Origin of the sequence: Burkholderia sp. Ac-20392, assembly GCF_017104585.1 — a bacterium.
Classification (GTDB): Bacteria; Pseudomonadota; Gammaproteobacteria; order Burkholderiales; family Burkholderiaceae; genus Burkholderia; species Burkholderia lata.
Map to the genome: position 1 here is coordinate 1 of NZ_JAAGPB010000138.1, position 18,437 is coordinate 18,437.

Below are 18,437 nucleotides of genomic sequence, written 5' to 3' on the forward strand. Positions count from 1 at the left end.
CCCAGCGCGGCGGTGGTCGTGAGCGCGGCGGCGGTGCGGGCCATGAGTGACGGGGCGCCGGCAGTTGCGCCGGCCGTGCCGTCGTCGGGCGTGGTCGAAGCCTTTATGCCGAGTTTTTCCTTGACCCAGTCGCGCATCGAACTGCCCACGCCGCCGATCGTATCCTTCACCGCGACGAAGCGGCTCTTGATGCCGTCGACGAGACCCGACACCAGGCTGGCGCCGATTTCCTGGAAGCGCGTGCCGATGTCGCCGAACCAGTCGCCGATGCCGCCGATCGCGGTCTTCACCCACTCGACGGTGGCGTCCCATTTCGCGGTGATCCAGTCGCCGGCCGCGCCGAACGCGTCCTTGATGGCTTCCCACAGCGCGATGAATTTCGGGCCGAGCGTGTCCCAGTGCTGCCAGACGTAGATGGCGGCCCCCGCAATCATGCCGATCACGAACATCAGCGGATTCGCCAGCGCCAGCCGGCCGAGCACCATGAATGCCTGACCGACGAGCCTGAACGCGCTGACCATCGACGTCGCGAAGCGGAGCACGTTCACCGATCCGAGCACGTTGCCGAAGACGCTCGCCAGCGTGCCCACGACCGTGAGTACACCGCCCAGCCCCGCGAAAGCCGTGGCGAGGATGCGGGTGGCCGTGCCGTGTTCGCGCACGAACTTCACGATCTTCCCGAGCACGGAGGCGGTGACGTCCAGCGCCGCGTTGTACATCGGCGTGATCTTCTCGCCGATCTCGAGCTTCAGGTCGCGCAACTGCGCGAGCACGGCGAGCTCGCGGCCCGCGGTCGAATCCGCGGCCTTCGCCCGCATGCCGGTGACGCCGTCGGCGGCGGCGCTTTGCCGCTCGGTGTCGTGGATCTGCTCGCGCTGCTCGTACATCGTGGTGAGCAGGCTCCCCGCGGCCTTGTCGGGGAACAGTTTCGCCAGCTCGGCCTTGACCTTGTCGGGGCTCGTGATGCCCTTGGCGGCGAGCTTCGGCAGCAGCACCTTTTCGAGCCATTCGAACGGCGACGCCTGCAGCATGTCGCTGCCCGTCAGCGCGCCTGCCTTGAGCCCGGCGATCGTGCCGTTCTTCCGGTGCGTGAGCCCTTTCGGATCGACCAGGCCCAGCGCCGCCAGCCGTTGCGCGGCGAGCCCCGTCGACTTGCCCTCGAGCGCGCTGCCGGACAGTGCGGCCAGGCCTGCGCCGGCCGACTTGCCGCCAAGCTTCTCGATGAGCGGCTGCATCTGGTAATAGAACGCGTCGGTGCGCAACTTCTTGGCCGCAGCGCCACCCGATTCGGCGAAATTGTTCCACTCGTCGCTGCTGACCTTGCCGCCGGTCGCCGTCTGCATCTTCTGCACGATGTTCGCTTCGGCGCGAACCGCTTCGCCATCCTTCGTGCCGCCGCGCAGGTCGATCACCTTCACCATGCCCATGAACTGGTCGACGTTCTTCTTCGCGTCTTCCTTGCCGAACAGCGCCTCGTTCGCGAATTTCATGTCCTCGAGCACCGGCATGGCGACCCGTGCGCGTTGCTCGTCGCCGCCCACCGCCGACAGCGTCTCGCGCATCAGGCTCAGGTTGTCGATGGTCGACAGGCCATAGGCCTGCTGCGCGCGCGCGAACTTCACCGCATCGGCCGACGCACCCGCCGCGCGCATGCGCAGCGTTTCGCTTTCGGCCTGCTTCGCGGCGGCGAGCGGATCGGACAGCATGCCGAGCATGTTCTTGCCGACGCCCTTGACCGACTCGCCGCGCTTCGCCCACTTCTCGCCGACGCCGCGCAGTGCGTCGATCTTCGCGCGCCGGGCGTCGGCTTGCTGCTGGCGCCGGGTGTCGTACCCGCGCACCCCTGCGTCGATCATCGACGCACGCGACGCCATCGTCGCGCGGAGGTTGCGCTCGTCCCGCGACAGGTTGCGCGTGTCGATGCCCGCGCCGGCGAGCTGGGTGCGCATGGCTTGTACACGGCCGGCCTGGTAGTGGTGCGCGGACGCCAGGTTCTCGGCCGCGCGTTGCGCCTTGTTGAAGTCGCTGATCATCTGTTGCGACGGCGAGCGGGTCGCGCGCAGCGACTGGGCGAGTGTGTCGACGCGCGCGCGTGCCGCCGAGAGATCCGATGCCGTATTGGCGAGGCCCTTGCGCATCTCGCGAAACTCGCCGATGCGCTTCTGCGTCTTCGCCATGTCATCCAGCTCGCGGCGGGTGGCCCGCAGCGAATCGGCCAGCCCCTTGTTGCCGGTCAGCATCATTTGCAGGGGCTTCGTCATGTTGTCGACCATGTCGAACATGACGCGCAGTTTCGTGGTGTTGTCCATCGTCGATCGTTTCGCTCATTGGGCGCCGGCGCGTACTCGTGCGCGCTCGCGCCAGTCCATCAGCTCGGCCAGGCTGAAGGCATCCATCACGGGCGGTGTCCAGCCGAACACCGTCGCGATGTCTGCCATCGGGTCTTCTACGCGGTCTGGGAGGCCAGTCGGGATTTCACGGCCTTCGGCATCAAAAAACCGGCGAAGATGCCTCCCAGCTGCACGAGGTCGGCGGGGTCGATGCCGGCGACGTCGGCTTCGGTCAGCATCGGCGAGCTGATGCGCGGCAGCACTTTCGACAGCGCGACGACGTCGAGGCTGACGAGGTCGGACAGCGACACGCCGCGCAGCTCGCCCGATTTCGGCTTGCGCAGCGTGATCGACGTGATCGTCTGGTTGCCGCGCACGAGCGGCGTGTCGAGCGTGTGGGTGGACGGATCGTCCTGGTCGGGCGCGGCGATCGCGGCGACGGCGGACGTATCGGCCTGCGAGTCGTTCGCGGCCGGGTCGGGTTGCATCGGATTCATGGTGGTCCTGTCGGTGATCAATCGGGGGGAAGGGCGAGGAAGGGCCCGGCCGGCGTAACCGGCCGGGCGGCGGATTACAGGCCGATCGCGTTGCGCAGCGCGGCGAACAGGTCGTTGCCGTTGACCTTCTCGATCATGTTGACGAAGTCGATCTCGATCACGTCCTGGCCGTTCACGGACAGCTTGTAGTAGCTGGCGACGGTCGTGACCTTGAACGCGGTGTCTTCCTTCGACTTCGCGGTGCCCGGGTCGATTTCGCTGTGGCGGCCGCGGATGACGATCTCGATCGCGTCGACGTTGGTCGAATCCTCGGACTGGTAGCCGCCGGCGAAGCGCAGCAGCACGCCGTCGTGCTTCGTGATCGCGTATTGCCCGAGCACGGAGCGCATGAAGCCGCCGCAGGTCCATTCGAGCTGGATCCCTTCCTGCCCGAAGTCGACCTTGATCGGGCCGCTCATGCCGCCGCCCTGGTAGTCCTCCATCTTGCGCGTGAGCTTCGGCAGCGTGACTTCGACAACCTGGCCGACGAAGTTCTCGCCGTTCTGGAACAGGTTGAATCCCTTGAGTTTGCGAGGCATACCCATCGTGTTTGACTCCTGGTGAGGCCGGTCGTTACGCGCTGACGCGCGCGGCGAAATCGGCGAGGTAACGGTCGGTGATGCGCTGGCGCAGCATCAGGTTTTCGAGCGGCGGAACCGGCGTGTATTCGTAGTCGAGATACGCCTTGCCGGACTTCAGCACGTCGGTCGTGTTCGGCTCCGGGTCGTACCAGGCCGAGCCGCCGATCAGGTAGCCCTGCGAAATCCATTCGCGGAACTTGGCGTTGATCGTTTCGATGATGTCGCGCGGCAGCGACGGGTTGAGCGGGCCGTCGATGATCGCCATCTGCGCTTCGGCGATCGAATCGGCGATGACCTGCGCGGTGCGCGTGTAGTTCTCGAACGCGAACAGCGGATCGTCCGAGCACGTGCGCGAGCCCCAGAAGCGGAAGCCGTTGCGGTTCACGAGCGTCGTCACGTCCTGCTCGTTGAGGAAGCCCGCGTCCGTCGCCGGATCCTGCAGGTCCCACGACACGTCGGCGCTGATGCCGGTGACGCCGTTCACGCCGACGTTCGACAGCGTCTTGTGCCAGCCCGTGTCGTTGTCGATCTTCGCGCGCAGGCCGGCCGCATATGCGGTGGCCGGCACCACGACCGTCTTGTTGGTCGTGTCGTCCCACGCGAGGAAGTCCGGCCAGACGACCATCAGTTCGCGCTGGCTGAACTGCTTGCGATAGGTGACGGCTTCTTCCTTCGTCTTGCAGCCGTTGGCCGACACGTACGCGAATGCGCGCAGCGACTGCGCGATCGACGCGAGCGCCGTGGCGACGGGTTGCGTGTCGAGGCCCGGCGTCGCGAGGATGCGCGGCTTCACGCCGAAGCGTGCCCGCGCACCGAGCAGCGCCTTCATGCCGGTGTACTTGCCGTCGGCGGTGACGGTGCCGATCACGTTGGTCGCCGTCTCGGCGGCGTCCTTGCCGTCGGCGACGCGCACGACGATCGTGACGGGTTTGGTCTGACGGCCGATCGCATCGAGCGTGCGGCGCAGCGTGCCTTTGGTGCCGGCCTTGCCGAGCGCGGCGACGACGTTGGTCAGCAGGACGGGCGTGTCGAGCGGGAAGGCGGTGGCATCGGCGTCGGACGCGGTGCAGACGATGCCGACGACAGCCGTCGACACGGTGCGGATCGGGCGCGAGCCCTCGTTGATTTCGATGACGCGTACGCCGTGGTGATAATCCTGCGGCATGGTGTGTGGCTCCTGTGTATGCAGATCAGATGAAAGAGAACGGGAGAAATCCCGTGCGGATCAGGCCGCGGGGTCCGCGACCGGAGCTGCAGGTGCGCTGGGCTCGTCGGGCTGGGGTTGGGGTTCCGGCTGCGGCGTCGGCTGCGGTTCCGGTTCCGGCTTCGAAGGCGGAGGCGGGACGTACGGCGCCGGCGTAGTCGGCCACGTCACCGAATCGGGGAACGTGTCGGCCTGGACGACCGAAACGAGTGCCATCTGGTAGGCCGACCAGGCCTTGAAGTAGTAGACGCCTTCGTCATCGAGCAAGCCCGCTGCGTAGGCATCGGCCTTGCCGGCGTTTGCCTTGCGTGCGGCTTCCAGGCGGCGCTCGAACTCGGCCATCGAGGCGTCGCGTTTTTCGCGCTCGAGCAGCGCAGCCGGGATCGCCCACGCGCCGTTGATCCACGCGTGGCGCGGCGACGGTTGCGGTTCGGTCGTGAGGCCGAGCTCGTCGGGCGTCTTGCCTGCGGTCGCGATTTCGACCGGTTCGCCCGTGTCGGTGCGATAGCAGAGGCGGCCGCGGAAGTCCGGCAACAGCGTCCACGCGTTGTCGCGATAGAACGGCCAGGTCGTCGGCGTGCGCGCCGGCGGCTCGTCGAACGTCGCCCATGACGGCACGAGCCAGCGTTCGGAGTTGCGCGGATCGGCGTCGGGCTGGCCGCTGCTCAGGTATTCGCCGGTCGACTGGTTGTAGTGGTGGATCAGCATGTTTCGGGGTCCAGGTTAATAAGCGCGGATCAACGCGAGCAGCGCGACGTTGCGCGAACGCGATTCGTTGGCGCCGTCGAGGTTGACGGTGATGGCGTGGCTGTGGCGACCGGAGCCGCCGATGCCGACGTTGTGGCCGTGGTTGCCGGCTTCGCTCAACCAGATGCCGGTACCTGCGCCCTCGGTGCCGTGCATGTCCTGCCGGTCCCAGTTGTACGGGCCCCAGCCCTGGCCGTAGGAGGTGGCGACGACGCCGACACGACCCATCCGGACACCGTGTGCGTGGCCGGGGTCATTGACGCCGTGGCCGTGCTGTCCCTGCCCGTCGGTCCAGGCCGAGTGCGCGTGATCGCCAACTTCGGCCGCGCTGGCGACGTGGCCGTGCGAGCGGTTCGCGCTGTCCTGCCACGAGCCGAGGATGCGATTGGTGTCGACGCCGCGGGCGTCGTCCCAGCACCGGATGAATTCGCCGCGCAGCTCCGGCAGGCGGAACGTCGTCGAGCCGTCGCCGGACGAGAAACAACCCCATCGCTGGTTGCGCCATTCATCGTCCGAGACAAGCGTGCCGCTGGCCTGCGCATAGGCCCAAAGCGCGGGGTAGTCGGCGCGATTGACGAGCACACCGTTGGCTTTCAGGAACCCGGCGCGCGGCAGCGTGCGCGGCTCGAATACGATCTGGCCGACCGTCGCCGTCGAAATGGCCGCCAGTACCCATTCGGTCGTGGCGAGCGCTTTAGAGCGATCTCCCGTCGCAGGTGTCGGGCCCTGCACGGGTGTCTGGAAGGTCGTTCCGCCCGGTGTGAATGAAACCTGCGCAATCCCGTTACAGGTCACGCCGAACGACCCGTCGTTGATGTGGTAAAGGCCCGTGTCCGGCGCACCGTCGTTGATGAACGTGAGGGACGGTGCTTTTGCGCTGCCTTCCGACAGGAAAATCCGCTTGCCCGGATCGAACCAGAGATCGCCCGACATCGTGCCGCCGGTCCGACGGTCGAGCGGGGTGAGGTTTGCCGTGTGCCACACCACGTTGCCGTTGATGCGGAAGGTATGGTCGTCCAGGATGTACTGGAACGAGTCGGCTTTACCCCACCAGCCCACCGAATGGGCATTGGCGTAGAAATGGCCGTCGACAGGGCCGAGCCGGATGTGTCCTTCATCCGTATTCCTGCCGATTGCGAGATCACCGCCGATGTTTGTCAGGGCGCCGCTGTCGCTGATGCGGACGATCCCGTCGGCGAGCGACCAGGCAAACGGACGGAAATCATTCCACTGACCCTCCGGATCGCCCTTGTTCGTCGACAGCAGATACACGTTCGTGCCGTCGTTGCGCAGGAAGGCGCCGTAGTCGTTGGAGATTGCGCGGAATTGCGCGCCGGCGGAGTCCATTGCACGGGAGGTCAACCCGCCCTTGAACGTGGCGTTTCCGCCAACCTGCAGCAAGTGCGTGCCGGCGTCCTTCGGTTGACCGATCAACACGTTGCCGTTCTGGCTGATGGAGGCCTTGGTCTCGCCCAGGACCTGGAAATTGATCCCGACGCTGCCGCCGGTCACACCGGCATTCGACGCATCCGTGGTCGAATTGAGCACGAGCGGGCTCGCGTTCGCAGGATACGAATACGAGTTCACTGCGTTGAGCACGCCGGCCGATAGCGCCACACGCTGTGCGGATCCGTAGCGCGCCACGGCGAGACCGTTGTTGACTTGCAGACTGTTCGTGCCGTCGTCGCTCGTCATCCCGATCAGCACACGGCCACCGTAAGCGACGCGCAGGGCGAGCGCCTGATTCGCGTCGTTCTCGTTGTCGTTGACCGCACGGTTGAGCCACAGGTCGACGTATTCGCGCCCCCAGGCGCCGTTGTCGAAACCCGAGCGCATCGTCGCGACGAGGCGCGACCCGGTATCGGTACCGGTACCGCTGAACGTGCCATACAGGCGCATGCGGCCTTCACGCCCACTCTTGCCCGACGGCGGGCGAATCGTGACATGCGCCGTATCCGGACCCGCATCGAACTCGGTGACGACAGGCCCGGTGAACTTCGCCCCGGTCAACGCCGCGTATCGCGACGCCGCGGTTTTCGGCGTCACGGCGCGCGTATCGTCCGCACCGGCGTTCACCTCCGCCTGCGTCGCCAGCTCGACCACGCCTTGCCGCTCGGTGGTCGCCGGCGGATTCAGGAACGATGCGTCGCCAAATACGAGTTTCGTCGCGTCGATCGTCGCGAACTGCAGGTCGGACGACAGCAGCAGCATCGCGGCCGGCGACTTCTCCATGATCGGCGTCGCCTGGCCATAGCTGGCCAGCAGCACGCCGTTCTCGAGATAGAGGCCGAACCCGTACAGCGAGTACTGGTCTGCGGTGTCGTCCTTCAGCGTCGTATGAATCGTGTCCGGCGCGACGTTGGCGCCGCCGAAGGACTTGATCCGCTTCAGCTCGTTCGGCAGCTTCGTGAGCCCCTTGTCGGCGACGAACGGCGCGTTCGCCAGGCCGATTTCCACGACCTGGTGGGCGTTCGTGCCGCCGTTGCCGGCGGCGACGAGCGCGGCACGGCCGGCGTCGGTGATGATGATCTGGGTTGCCATGTGCGATCAGTAGTCGGTGAGGTTCAGGCGGCGATAGGCCGCCACGCGCGCGGCGGCGCCGACCGGTTGTCGGCCCCGCATCTCGAAGCCCTGCGTGAACGTGTAGTGCGCCCGTACGGGCTTGGTCCGGTCGATTTCCGCGAGGATGTCGGCGATGTATTCGGCGGTCGGCGGTTGGCCCTCCTGGCCGCTGACCGTCATCACGAGGTCGAACGTGCCGGGCTGGCCAGTCGGGCGCTGCTCGAACCATTCACGCAGGACGATGTTTCCGCCGAAGGCCGCGACGACTTCGCGCACCGCGGCGGCGGTGCCCTTGCGGCGGGCAATCGGAATCGCCTGCCCGACCCGGGCGCGTTTCACGTACTCGGGCCAGTAGTCCTTCCAGGCGTCGACGCCGAGGTGCCACGCGAGCCACGGCAGCAGGTCGGAGCGGATCGCGTCCGGATTCATCAGCGTCGCGAGCGGCGTCGGCACGTCGTCGATGCGGGCGTTCGTCGCGGCGAACCGGCGTTCGAGCCGCGTCGCGTTCGGCGGGAGGACGTCATTCATTGCTGTACACCCCGCCGTCGATCAGCTCGATCCCGGTGCAGTACGGCGCCTGCTGCTTCGTCGCCGGCAGGCCGGCGAGCGGGCTTTCGAGAACGACCTTCTGCACGCCGGCCGCGCGGGCGGCTGCGTAGATCCCGTCGAGCGTGACTTCCATCCCGAGGCGGTGCATGGATTCGGTGTACTTCTTCATCGCGCGGTTGGCTTCCGCGAGCGCCACCGCGCGATCCGGGCCGGCAAAGAACACGAGCCGCGCGCGCACCTGGTAGCGCAGGATTTCCGCGCCGCGCACGGTGACCTTGTCGGTGAGCGGCCGCACGTCGTCGGCCTGCAGCGCGGCCGCCACCGCGGCGATCAGTGCCGGGTCCGCCGTGCCGTCGCCATCGCGCGCCAGCACCGAGACGAGGACTTCGCACGGTGCCGGGCTGACGGCCGACGCGTCGAGCACGCGGCCGTCCGCGTTGCGTGCGTGCGAAACGTACGCGCCTTCGGGGCCGGCGACGGACAGGCTCTGCGGCGCGAGCTGCGTGCGGGCGCGCAGGTCGGCATCGCTTTCCATGACCGCCGCGAGGTTGTGTTCCGGATCGGCGGGCGTGATCGTCAGACGCCGGATGCCGAACAGCGCCGCGAGATGATCGAGGTCCGTGCCGACCGCGTAGGCGAGCATCACGGCACGCGCGGCGTCGTTCACGCGCTGCCGCAGCACGATCTCGCGGTACGCGTTTTCCTGCAGCAGCTTCACGATCGGCTCCGATTCGAGCGCGAGCGTCGCGGTGATTTCGGCCCGTTCGTCGGCCGGGTAGAGCGATACGAACCGTGCCTTGCGCGCGGCAAGCAGGGTTTCGTAGTCGATCGTTTCGACGACGTCGGGCGACGGCAGCTGCGAGAGGTCGATCGGCGTCACGCTCATGCCGGGCTCCCGTTCGTCACCGGCACGCGGGTCGACACGGCCGTGCCGTTCTCGCCGGTCCAGCCTTCGATGTCGAGATAGACCGACCCGGCCGCCGCATTCGCGTCGTCCGAGGCGAGCACGACGCGGGTGAGCGTCAGGCGCGGTTCCCAGCGCATGAGCGCCGTCGCGACGGCCGCGTACAGCCGGGTGCGCACGGTGCCGTTGCCGGGTGCGTCGATCAGGTCGGGCAGCTCGGAGCCGAACGTGCGGCGTTTCACGCACGACGCGAGCGGCGTCGTCACGATCCTGCCGATCGACTGGTAGAAGTGGTCCAGGCCCGAGATCGAGCGGCCGGTGTTCGCGTTCATGCCTTTCATTGCGGTGCGCTCACGAGTTGTCCATCGCCTTGTTCGCGATGCGTGTGATGCGGGAGGCTGATGCCCTGGGATTTCACCTCGCGGGTGAAGGTGGCCGCGCCGTCGATCTGCATCGTGGCGCCGCCGCCGGTGCCGCCGGTGCCGGTCATGCCCGATTCGAACGCGAACGGGCCCTTGACCGTCATCGCGCCGGTGCAGGTCGTCTGCGGCGCGTCGAACGTGATGCGTTCGGCCTTCACGGTGGCGTCGCGGGTCTGCACGACGACCGATCCCGGCGCGACGATGCGCACGGTCGCGCCGGCGGGCAGCTCGGCCGTGAGCGCATGCGCGGCGTGGTCGTACGTGATGCTTGCGCCGTCGGGGTAGACGCGTGCGTGGGTGTCCGGGCTCGAGGCGGGTGCCGGCGCGGCATTCGAATAGACGCCGCGCAGCGCGACGCCCTGCGCCGGATCGCCCATCGGACAGAGCAGCACGACCTGTTCGCCGGGCGTCGGCGGCAGCCAGTCGCGCGTGCCGCCGGCGGTGCCGGCGACCCACGGAATCCAGTTGGTCTGCAGGCCGCTGCCGTCGGAGTCGGCGTCGCCGACCGAGACGCGGCACAACGCAGCCGCATGGTCGACCGCGAGGATCGTTCCCTTGCGCACCGCGTTGCGTGCCTGCCGTTGAATTTCATTTGCGTCCATGCAGCCATGGTGACGGCCGGGCAGCCAGGGCGCGAGCGATGGCCTGTGTCGTCGCAACGAGGACAGCGCGCACCGGATGCCGGCGCGAAGGCGCGCGTCGAGAATCGCATCACCGGTCAGTGTGAGGATGGCGTCGTGCGCCCGGGCGATGTCGCCAGCGAGGCTGGAATGCGTGAGTGGATCGATGCCCAGAGGGGCGACAGGGTGGCGGTGCGATGGATCGCGTGACTGTGAAAGGCAGGCGGGCGTGTTGCGGCGGGACACCAGGATGGAGCGTGCATGGAGGTGTTGCCACGAGCGACGACGTCGACGCGGCGCGCGTCGCCGATGCCGGTCGATTCGAGGGCGATGCACGAGCCGGCGATCGGCGTTGCGATCGCGACAGGCGAGTTCGCCACGGCGGGCGAAACGACGAGGGCGAGACGAGATGTCCGGCAGCGACGCGCAGCCGTTCCGGCGGAGAATGAACGCGGCGGAACACTGCGCACGCACGGTGTACGGTGTTCGTTCGATAGCACGCGGCGTCGATGTCGTGTGCAGGAAGACGGGCGGCCGCCAGCTGGGCTTACCTGGTGAATGAACGCTGCAGAAAACCGAGCACGCGCGGTGCACGGTGTTCTCTCGACCGCACGCGGCGTCGATGCCGTGTGCAGGAAGACGGGCGGCCGCCAGCTGGGCTTACCTGATGAATGAACGCTGCAGAAAACCGAGCACGCGCGGTGCATGGTGTTCTCTCGACCGCACGCGGCGTCGATGCCGTGTGCAGGAAGACGGGCGGCCGCCAGCTGGCCTTACCTGATGAATGAACGCTGCAGAAAACCGAGCACGCGCGGTGCATGGAGTTCTCTCGACCGCACGCGGCGTCGATGCCTTATGCAGGAAGAGGGGCGGCCGCCCGCCGGGCTTACCTGATGAATGAACGCAGCAGAACACCGAGCACGCGCGTTGCACGGTGTTCTCTCGACCGCACGCGGCGTCGATGCCGTGTGCAGGAAGACGGGCGGCCGCCAGCTGGGCTTACCTGATGAATGAACGCTGCAGAAAACCGAGCACGCGCGGTGCATGGTGTTCTCTCGACCGCACGCGGCGTCGATGCCGTGTGCAGGAAGACGGGCCGCCGCCCGCCAGGCTTACCTGATTTGCGGCAGCGCGACCCAGGTCAGCGTGTTGGCCGGGTCGACCTGCGTGTCGTCGACGTGGGTGATCACATGCCGGCCATCGGGCCCGGTCGTGACGTTGACGCTTTCCGTCAGCGCCAGCCGGATCGACAGGTCGACTGCCGCCTGGTCGCGAACGCCGACCTCGAAGGTGATGCTACTCGTACGTGCGGCAGGGTTCGTCACGAGATCCGGCTGGTTCTTGCGGACCCATTCGACGACCGCGACGAACACGGGATCCGTGTCGCCGGAGAAATTCGTCGCGAGCACGTGGGCCGTGTACCGGTATTCGAACGACGGCGTCAGCGTGCCGGTCGTCGCGATCGATCCCTGCTCGACGAGCACGGTCAGCGCGCCCGGTTCGGTCCCGAGCGACGGGATCGCGGCGACGAGCGCCCGCCGCAGGCTGTCTGGCTTAATCATGCGGATGTGCTCCGTGGTCGGGTACGGGTGTGCCGGCCTGGCACGCCGCGATCATGTCGACTTGGGCCGCGCAGGTCGCCCACGCAGCCTTCGCGAGCGTGAGCGCGGCATCGAGCTCACCGTTGGTGCGGGGCGCGAGCATCGGCAGCGTGCAGGGGCTCACCGCCTGGCACGAATTCGACGTAAGCGTCGGCGCCGGTGAGAGCGGGATTGGCTTGCAGGCGGACAACATCGTCAGGCAGACGAGTGCCAGCCCAGGCGCGAAGCGCGGCGTTTTCATCGGTCAATCTCCGGTTTTCAAGTCGGGTGGCGTCGAGCTTCGATGCGATCGCGGCCTGCGAGCGGTCGAGCCGGGCCTGCTGTCGGGCGCGCTCGGCCGTGTCCTGCCGCATGCGCGAGATGACGTCGTCGCGCCCGGCAAGCGCCTGTCGTGCATCGACGAGTTGCTGCCGGGTGGCGCCGAGGTCGGCGTGCAGCGCATGCACGTACAGTGCCGCGGCGGCGCACGCGGCAAGCGCGGCGACGCAGGCAGCGAATTTCGCGGCGAGCCCGTTCATGCGGCGGGCGTGGCGCCAACGGATGCGGATCCGCCCGGCGTCGACGCGGCCGGTTGCGACGCATAGCGGTCATAGGCGCGCGCGAGCTTCACGTCGTACAGGTTCGCCGCATAGTCGGGGCCGTTGTACGCGCGTGCGAATGCGGCCCACTGGCGGTCGCGGAGCGCGCGGCGCAGTGCGTTGTCGGCCGCGATGTAGCGGACGAAGGCGTCGAGGTGCTGGGCTTCGCCGCTCTCCATGCACGCGACGAATTCGTCGATGCCGGCATAGCCGAGGCGTTCCCAGTGATAGCCCATCACCTGGAACGCGCCCCAGCTCGCGGATTCCCAGGCGGCGCCGGCATCGATCGACTCGGCCGCCGCGAGGCGCGTGTATTCCGCGGCGCCGCCGCGATAGCCGCCGCGTGTGCGCGACACGATGTCCGGCTGTCGCGCCGCGAACGGTGCGGGATCGATGCCGCGTGCCTGCAGCCGTTTCCAGAACACGTGGCGTTCGAACAGGATCACGGGCCGGCCGTCGGGCAGGAACCCGGCGCCGCGCGACTCGACTTCGTTGACCGCGCGAATGCACGCGAGCGGCACGTCGAGCGTGCGTGTGGCGCGTTCGAGATCGGCGAGCGCGAGGTGGGTCGGGTCGCGCCGGCCGGTGGCCAGCGCGGCACAGGTCTTCGGGCCGGCGATGCCGTCGTCGACGAGGCCGGTGTTCCGTTGCAGCGCGATCACGGCGGCTTCGGTCGCCGCGTCATAGAGGTGCGTGACCTGCACCGGATAGCCGGCGCGGATCAGCCGGCGTTGCAGCAGGCCGACGTCGTCACCGTGGTCGCCGAGGCGGCGGGTCTTCATGATTCATTCACTCCTGAGCAGGCGAGCGACGTTGCCGCGCGTGCCGCAGACGGACATCGCCAGCAGGACCGCGGTGGCCGCTTCGAAGAAGCCGACGGAGCCGGCATGCAGCAGCAATTCGATCGATGCGCCGCCGGCGACCGCGACGACGATCCAGGCGAACCAGGACGCGCGATGCCGGTGCCGCGCACCGTTGCGCCGGTAGGTGAGCACGCGCACGAGCACGGTGACGTGCGCGCAGAGCGCGATCAGCACGAGCGGGAGCGGCATGTCATCCCCCCTTGCGGAACAGTGCGAGCAGATCCAGCGTCTTGACCCGTTCGATGAGTTGCAGCGTGACGGCGATGACGAGCGCGGCCGCGAAGAACGCGGCGACGCCCGTCGAATGGATCGGCGTGGCGCCGACGATTTCCGGTGCGGCGAGATAGCCCATCACGAGCGAGATCAGCAGGTAGGCGGCGCGCCGAGCGACGCCGATCTCCTTCGACGTGACGACCACGAGCGCGGCGCCCGTGAACGCGCCGATCAGCGCGTTGCCGTCGATGCCGGGCGCGAGCCCGGCGACGCCGATCGCGGCGGACAGCATCGCGGCGGTGGTGAGGTTCGGTTCGGCCATGCAGGCGATTCCAGGGTCAGTCAAACAGTTGCAGCAACGGCCGTGCGCGCGTGGCGGTGTCGAGCGGCGGCAAATGGACGGGCGTGTCGGCCGGCAGCACGACGCCGAGGCTGGCGAGCCCGGTGTTGGCTTCGAGCACGGTTTCGACGGTGCCGTCCGTGCGGCCGTAATGGCGCCAGCACAGCGCGTCGACGGTGTCGCCCTGCAAGGTGCGCACGATCATGGCCGGCGCTCCTGATGCGGGAACGCGACGCAGTCGCTGGCTGGCGCGGGGTGGAGGCTTGTCGAGGTCGTGCTGCTTGCCATGGCGAGGTCCCGGGCGTGAGGCAGTGGAGAGGGTTCCCATGGTCGAGCTTCACCGGGCGGCGTTCAACGACACGCATGCGTGGACTGTGCGGAGACACAGCGCGGCGCGTGTCGGGACGTGCATCGCGTCTTACGCTTTCAGGGGAGGGCTGGATGATCGCGAGCGAGCGGGCGAACGGGCATGGCGTGTGCCGTGCAGCCGGATTGCAGCTGGCGTGAGCCGGGGCGGCCTTGGTTGACCTTGTGCAGCCTTGGTTTTGCGCTGTGCGACGCGCGTCGCGCCTTGTCGGGCAAGGGCCGGGCGAACGTAGGTAAAACTCCGAAGGCAGGGGTTGCTGGTTCGATCCCAGCCGGGCAAGTCGAACCTGGTCAGGTTCTCGGCGGTGTCGTTACTTCATCGTTGCCCCCTGACTACGATGAAATTGCAGTTAGCCGGTGCCGGTCAGCCGTGTTTCTGCTGTTGCTGGCGCGGCTGCCGGTGGCGACTCGATCACCTGCGCAACGGGCAGGTGCGTTTTCGACGTTTCCAGGCCCGGCAACCCCTCGCGATCGCCGACTTGGCGGATGACCGCAGCGTTCCAGGCGTGGTGCGGCTTGTGGTCGAGCCTCGCGTGGTTCCACGGCTCGACCTTCAGCCGGTCGTGGAACGCCTGGGCCTGCGCTTGGTTGCGGGTGCTGGTGCTGCCTTGTATGACCGGACCGCCCCCGGTGGGGTGGTCGAGCGTAATGCCAAGGCTGCCGCGGCGCGGCGGCGGATCAACCGGTGAGCGTTGAACGAAGGTCGATTGGCGCCGGCGTGATTTGATGCATGTCGAAGATCACCACTTCGTTGTACCCGGTTCGCAGCCACGGAGCGGGGCAGAACAGTCGATATTGAGGGCCGACGTTCCAGTAGCGGCCGAGGTTGCGCCCATTGACCCATACAATGCCTTTGATCCAACCACGCATGTCCAGGAACGTATCGCCTACCTGGTTAAGCATGAGAGCAGCCTTGAAGAACAGGCCGGGTCGCGTCGGGTCGGTGCAGCGTTGCCGCAACCTCGTGATGTACTCGGCGTCCATCGGGAGCGCATACGTTGTCCATTCACGCAACGGCTTCGCACCGACCGTCACGTCCCCGTTGATCCCCTTTCGATCAATCAGGTCGTCACCGTAGTTGACGCGACCCATGCCTTCGACGAGCACGTCGAGTACCTGGCCACCGGTCGGAAGTGCGACGTGCTCGCTGTTTGGTACGACGCGCAGCCCTTCCGCGAGATAGCGCGGCATTTTCGCTCGCGTGACGCCGCCTGCATATTTGGCGTCGACGAACACGGTCGCATAGTCATGAACATCGCCGGTTGACAGCGGGCCGCCCGCTCCGCCGATGTCGGCGTGGCGGTAAAGAACGAAGCCGGCCTGTTGGCCGTGCATTTCCATCGGCCTCGGCGCGTCGCTCGTCGCGATCGGTGCCGGCAGGTTGTCCCATAGCGATGCGAAGAGAAATGGCCGCAGCGAATGATCGCCGGCGAGTTCAATCGTAGGCAGTGAGGCCGGTACGGGCGGGAGCGGTTCGGATAGGTGCGCCTGAATCAGGTCGCGGTAGCGCGTGAAGCTGCCCGCTGCACGTCCCTGCTCGTCGATTGGTGCGAAGTAGTCATAGCTCGTGATGTCAGGTTGATAGTCGCCTGTCTTGTGATCGCGGTTCGCGCCGGCCGTGAAGCCGAAGCTCGTGCCGCCGTGGATCACGTAAATGCTGAACGACAAGCCATAACGCATGAAATCCGATAGCTCGCGCGAGATATCGGAATCGTCCCCCTGGAATTTCTGGTCGCCCCAATGGGTAAAGAAGCCCGGATAGACTTCGCCGCCCATGATAGTAGAACCGGGGAATTCTTCGCGTATCCGATCAATGTCGTGCGCCTTTGGCCCACTGAGGCCGATCGCGCAGCCGTCAAGCGCAGTTCGGTTTTCCCGCAATTGCTTGACACCATCGTCGGTAAAGAACGGTCCCGCGATGCCGCCGTCAACCCATGCGCGCCGTATTTCCTCCAGATAGGCGATGTCGTCGCCGTAGGTCGCATACTCGTTTTCGATCTGGATCAGCAAGATCGGCCCGCCGTTTGCCGACATCAACGGGCGCACTCGCGGCACCAGCTCGGCAATGTACTGGCGTGCCGCATCCATGAAGCGCGGGTCACGGTGCGAGCCCACACGCAATTGGATGTCATCGTGTGCGAGCAGGCGTGAAGGGATGCCACCGAGATCCCACTCGCCACAGATATACGGGCCGGGCCGTAGCAGCACCCACATGCCTTCGTCCTGGCAGAGCTGCATGAATGTTTCGACGTCGCGCTCGTCTGACTCGAAATCGAATTTACCCGCGGCCGTCTCGTGGAAATTCCACATGACGTAGACGGCGATGGTGTTCATCCCCATTGCCTTTGCCATCTGGATTCGGTGGCGCCAGTACTCGCGCGGGATGCGCGCCGGATGCATCTCGCCGCTACGAATCTGGAATGGCGCACCGTCGAGCAGGAAGGTGATGCCGTCGTCGCCAAACGTCAGGATGTGACTGCTCCCGTTTTTTGGCGTGGGGCCGGCCAGGATTTGCCGTGGCTCGAACGTCACGGACGTCTTGTCGCGACCGCATGCCCCGAGAAGCGGCACCAACGCTGCCGCCATCAAAAAGTTTCGCCTGTTCAAACTTATGTTCCGGTTCTTTTCTAGGGATTCACCGAGCCTGGCCCTGGCTCGCCTTTCAGTAGCACAACATTATCTTACGAATCCAATCTTCGGGTCGGATCGGGGGCCGTTACCGGCCGCACCACAGGCACCTGGCGCAGCCGGCGTGCCGGTGTCGTGTTGCCTCGCCGTTGTGCGAGAATCGCCCGCAACGACAACTCCAAGCGACGATCGCGGCGGCCGTCCGCGCATCGCGCCGACTCCCGATGGCTGCCATACCGTCTACCTCGACCGCAGTCGATGCCCGCGCGCTGACCGATGCGCAGCAGGCGCTGCTCGCGCGTCTGCACGCCTATTCCCCCGACGACCCGAACGCGCCGCTGCCGTACAGCCGGCGCCTTGCCGAAGCCGAAGGCTGGTCGCACGCGCACGCGCTGGCGGTGATCGACGAATACAAGCGCTTCGCGTTTCTCGCGCAGGCGGCCGGACATCCGGTCACGCCGTCGGTCGCGGTCGATGCCGCGTGGCATTTCCACCTGCAATACACGCTCGAATACTGGGACGTCTTCTGCGCCGGTGTGCTGCGCGCGCGGCTGCATCACATGCCCGGCACGGGCGCGCCGGACGAGGCCGCCGTGTATGCGCAGCATTACCGCGACACGCTCGACAGCTATCGCCGGTTGTTCGGCTGCGAGCCGCCGGCGTCGATCTGGCCGCCGCCACCCGGCCTGCGGGTCGCGCCCGGATCGAAGCAACTGGACGTGTCGGCCGTGAACGGGGCAGTGCGCGCGGATTCGCCGGCCGCCCCGCCGGCGGGCAGGACCTGGCGCGACCGGCTGCCGAAGCTCGTCTGGCCGGCCGCCGCCGCGAGCGTCGCCGCGACCTGCGCGTCGGCGCAGGACTTCAACGTGCTGAACTACGCGGGGCCGCAGTTTCTCGCGTTCTACGTGCCGGCGTGCGTGGTCGCGTTGTTGCTGATCATCGCGCTGCAGGCGATCGAGTTCCGGCGGCGCCGCTGGGGCGCGCGCACGCGCAAGGTGTCGGACGACCTGAGCACCGACGAAGTCGCCTATCTCACCGGCGGCGAGGCACGGGTCGCACAGGTCGTGACGATGTCGCTCGCGCATGCGGGCGCGGTCGACCTGTGGACGGTCCCCGGACAGGGCGGCTACGTGCAGATCGCTGATCTGGACCGCGCAGGCCGGCATGACGACCACTGCGTGTGGCTCAAGGAGCAGCCGTCCGGCACCGTACGCTACGACGTGTTTCGCGAGCGGCTCGTCGGGTATGCGCAGGAAGTCGTCGACGGGATGCGCGCGCAGGGCTGGCTGTGGGCGCCCGGCGAGATGCGCGCGTCGCGCATGGCCGCACGTGCAATCGTGCTGCTCGTGCTGGGCACCGGTGCCGCGAAACTCGCGGTCGGCCTGAGCCGCGG

At 67.3% G+C, this 18,437-nt stretch carries 20 protein-coding genes and 1 pseudogene; 1 reads left to right on the forward strand and 20 read right to left on the reverse strand.

All coding sequences use genetic code 11. The features are described 5' to 3' along the window. The 20 genes and pseudogenes from G3N99_RS17110 to G3N99_RS17200 form a co-directional block, all read right to left on the reverse strand. On the reverse strand, positions 1–2,309 hold a 2,309-nt coding region (locus G3N99_RS17110; RefSeq protein ID WP_206122992.1), incomplete at its 3' end, for a hypothetical protein. Positions 2,310–2,324: 15 nt separating this feature from the next. Beyond that, complete coding sequence (locus tag G3N99_RS17115) at positions 2,325–2,438, reverse strand: GpE family phage tail protein (protein WP_006484104.1); 114 nt, start codon at positions 2,436–2,438, stop codon at positions 2,325–2,327. Positions 2,439–2,446: 8 nt separating this feature from the next. Beyond that, positions 2,447–2,818, reverse strand: a complete 372-nt coding sequence (locus tag G3N99_RS17120) for a phage tail assembly protein (RefSeq protein WP_174940339.1) — start codon at positions 2,816–2,818, stop codon at positions 2,447–2,449. Positions 2,819–2,901: 83 nt separating this feature from the next. Then, positions 2,902–3,411 carry a phage major tail tube protein gene (locus tag G3N99_RS17125; protein ID WP_048251463.1) on the reverse strand — a complete coding sequence of 170 codons (510 nt, stop codon included), beginning with the start codon at positions 3,409–3,411 and terminating at the stop codon, positions 2,902–2,904. 28 nt (positions 3,412–3,439) lie between these two features. Next, positions 3,440–4,612, reverse strand: a complete 1,173-nt coding sequence (locus tag G3N99_RS17130) for a phage tail sheath protein (protein WP_206122993.1) — start codon at positions 4,610–4,612, stop codon at positions 3,440–3,442. Positions 4,613–4,672: 60 nt separating this feature from the next. Then, entirely contained in the window at positions 4,673–5,359 is a 687-nt protein-coding gene (locus G3N99_RS17135) for a tail fiber assembly protein (protein ID WP_206122994.1), read from the reverse strand. A 15-nt stretch (positions 5,360–5,374) separates the two neighbouring features. Then, on the reverse strand, positions 5,375–7,939 hold the full coding sequence (locus G3N99_RS17140; RefSeq protein WP_206122995.1) for a phage tail protein: 2,565 nt from the start codon (positions 7,937–7,939) through the stop codon (positions 5,375–5,377). A gap of 6 nt (positions 7,940–7,945) precedes the next feature. Then, the gene (locus tag G3N99_RS17145) at positions 7,946–8,488 is read right to left on the reverse strand and encodes a phage tail protein I (protein ID WP_206122996.1); all 543 of its coding nucleotides are present in this window, start codon (positions 8,486–8,488) and stop codon (positions 7,946–7,948) included. Next, the gene (locus tag G3N99_RS17150; protein ID WP_206122997.1) at positions 8,481–9,395 is read right to left on the reverse strand and encodes a baseplate J/gp47 family protein; all 915 of its coding nucleotides are present in this window, start codon (positions 9,393–9,395) and stop codon (positions 8,481–8,483) included. The genes G3N99_RS17145 and G3N99_RS17150 overlap by 8 nt, the downstream gene beginning before the upstream one ends. Beyond that, positions 9,392–9,754: a GPW/gp25 family protein gene (locus G3N99_RS17155; protein ID WP_174940112.1), complete on the reverse strand. Its 363-nt coding sequence runs from the start codon at positions 9,752–9,754 to the stop codon at positions 9,392–9,394. Before G3N99_RS17155 ends, G3N99_RS17150 begins: the two co-directional genes overlap by 4 nt. Continuing rightward, entirely contained in the window at positions 9,751–10,437 is a 687-nt protein-coding gene (locus tag G3N99_RS17160) for a phage baseplate assembly protein V (protein ID WP_206122998.1), read from the reverse strand. Before G3N99_RS17160 ends, G3N99_RS17155 begins: the two co-directional genes overlap by 4 nt. 1,130 nt (positions 10,438–11,567) lie before the next feature. Further along, positions 11,568–12,017, reverse strand: coding sequence for a phage tail protein (locus G3N99_RS17165; protein WP_206122999.1), 450 nt, complete (start codon positions 12,015–12,017; stop codon positions 11,568–11,570). Continuing rightward, positions 12,010–12,249 carry an Rz1-like lysis system protein LysC gene (gene lysC / locus G3N99_RS41920; protein ID WP_241011696.1) on the reverse strand — a complete coding sequence of 80 codons (240 nt, stop codon included), beginning with the start codon at positions 12,247–12,249 and terminating at the stop codon, positions 12,010–12,012. Before lysC ends, G3N99_RS17165 begins: the two co-directional genes overlap by 8 nt. Beyond that, complete coding sequence (locus tag G3N99_RS17170; protein ID WP_206123000.1) at positions 12,134–12,574, reverse strand: protein lysB; 441 nt, start codon at positions 12,572–12,574, stop codon at positions 12,134–12,136. Before G3N99_RS17170 ends, lysC begins: the two co-directional genes overlap by 116 nt. Beyond that, a complete protein-coding gene (locus G3N99_RS17175; protein ID WP_206123001.1) occupies positions 12,571–13,416 on the reverse strand; it encodes an N-acetylmuramidase family protein in 846 nt (281 codons plus the stop codon). The genes G3N99_RS17170 and G3N99_RS17175 overlap by 4 nt, the downstream gene beginning before the upstream one ends. A 3-nt stretch (positions 13,417–13,419) precedes the next feature. Continuing rightward, positions 13,420–13,686: a phage holin family protein gene (locus G3N99_RS17180; protein ID WP_206123002.1), complete on the reverse strand. Its 267-nt coding sequence runs from the start codon at positions 13,684–13,686 to the stop codon at positions 13,420–13,422. A gap of 1 nt (position 13,687) precedes the next feature. Next, a complete protein-coding gene (locus tag G3N99_RS17185) occupies positions 13,688–14,032 on the reverse strand; it encodes a putative holin (protein WP_069246837.1) in 345 nt (114 codons plus the stop codon). A gap of 16 nt (positions 14,033–14,048) precedes the next feature. Beyond that, entirely contained in the window at positions 14,049–14,255 is a 207-nt protein-coding gene (locus tag G3N99_RS17190; RefSeq protein ID WP_174916720.1) for a tail protein X, read from the reverse strand. Between the two features lie 589 nt (positions 14,256–14,844). Beyond that, positions 14,845–15,066, reverse strand: a pseudogene (locus G3N99_RS42380) (site-specific integrase); the annotation flags it as partial. 28 nt (positions 15,067–15,094) lie between these two features. Next, complete coding sequence (locus tag G3N99_RS17200) at positions 15,095–17,002, reverse strand: beta-galactosidase (RefSeq protein WP_206123004.1); 1,908 nt, start codon at positions 17,000–17,002, stop codon at positions 15,095–15,097. 266 nt (positions 17,003–17,268) lie between these two features. Here G3N99_RS17200 and G3N99_RS17205 point away from each other — a divergent pair. Continuing rightward, positions 17,269–18,437, forward strand: a 1,169-nt coding sequence (locus tag G3N99_RS17205; RefSeq protein ID WP_206123005.1) for a TIGR04222 domain-containing membrane protein, incomplete at its 3' end; no start/stop codon positions are given.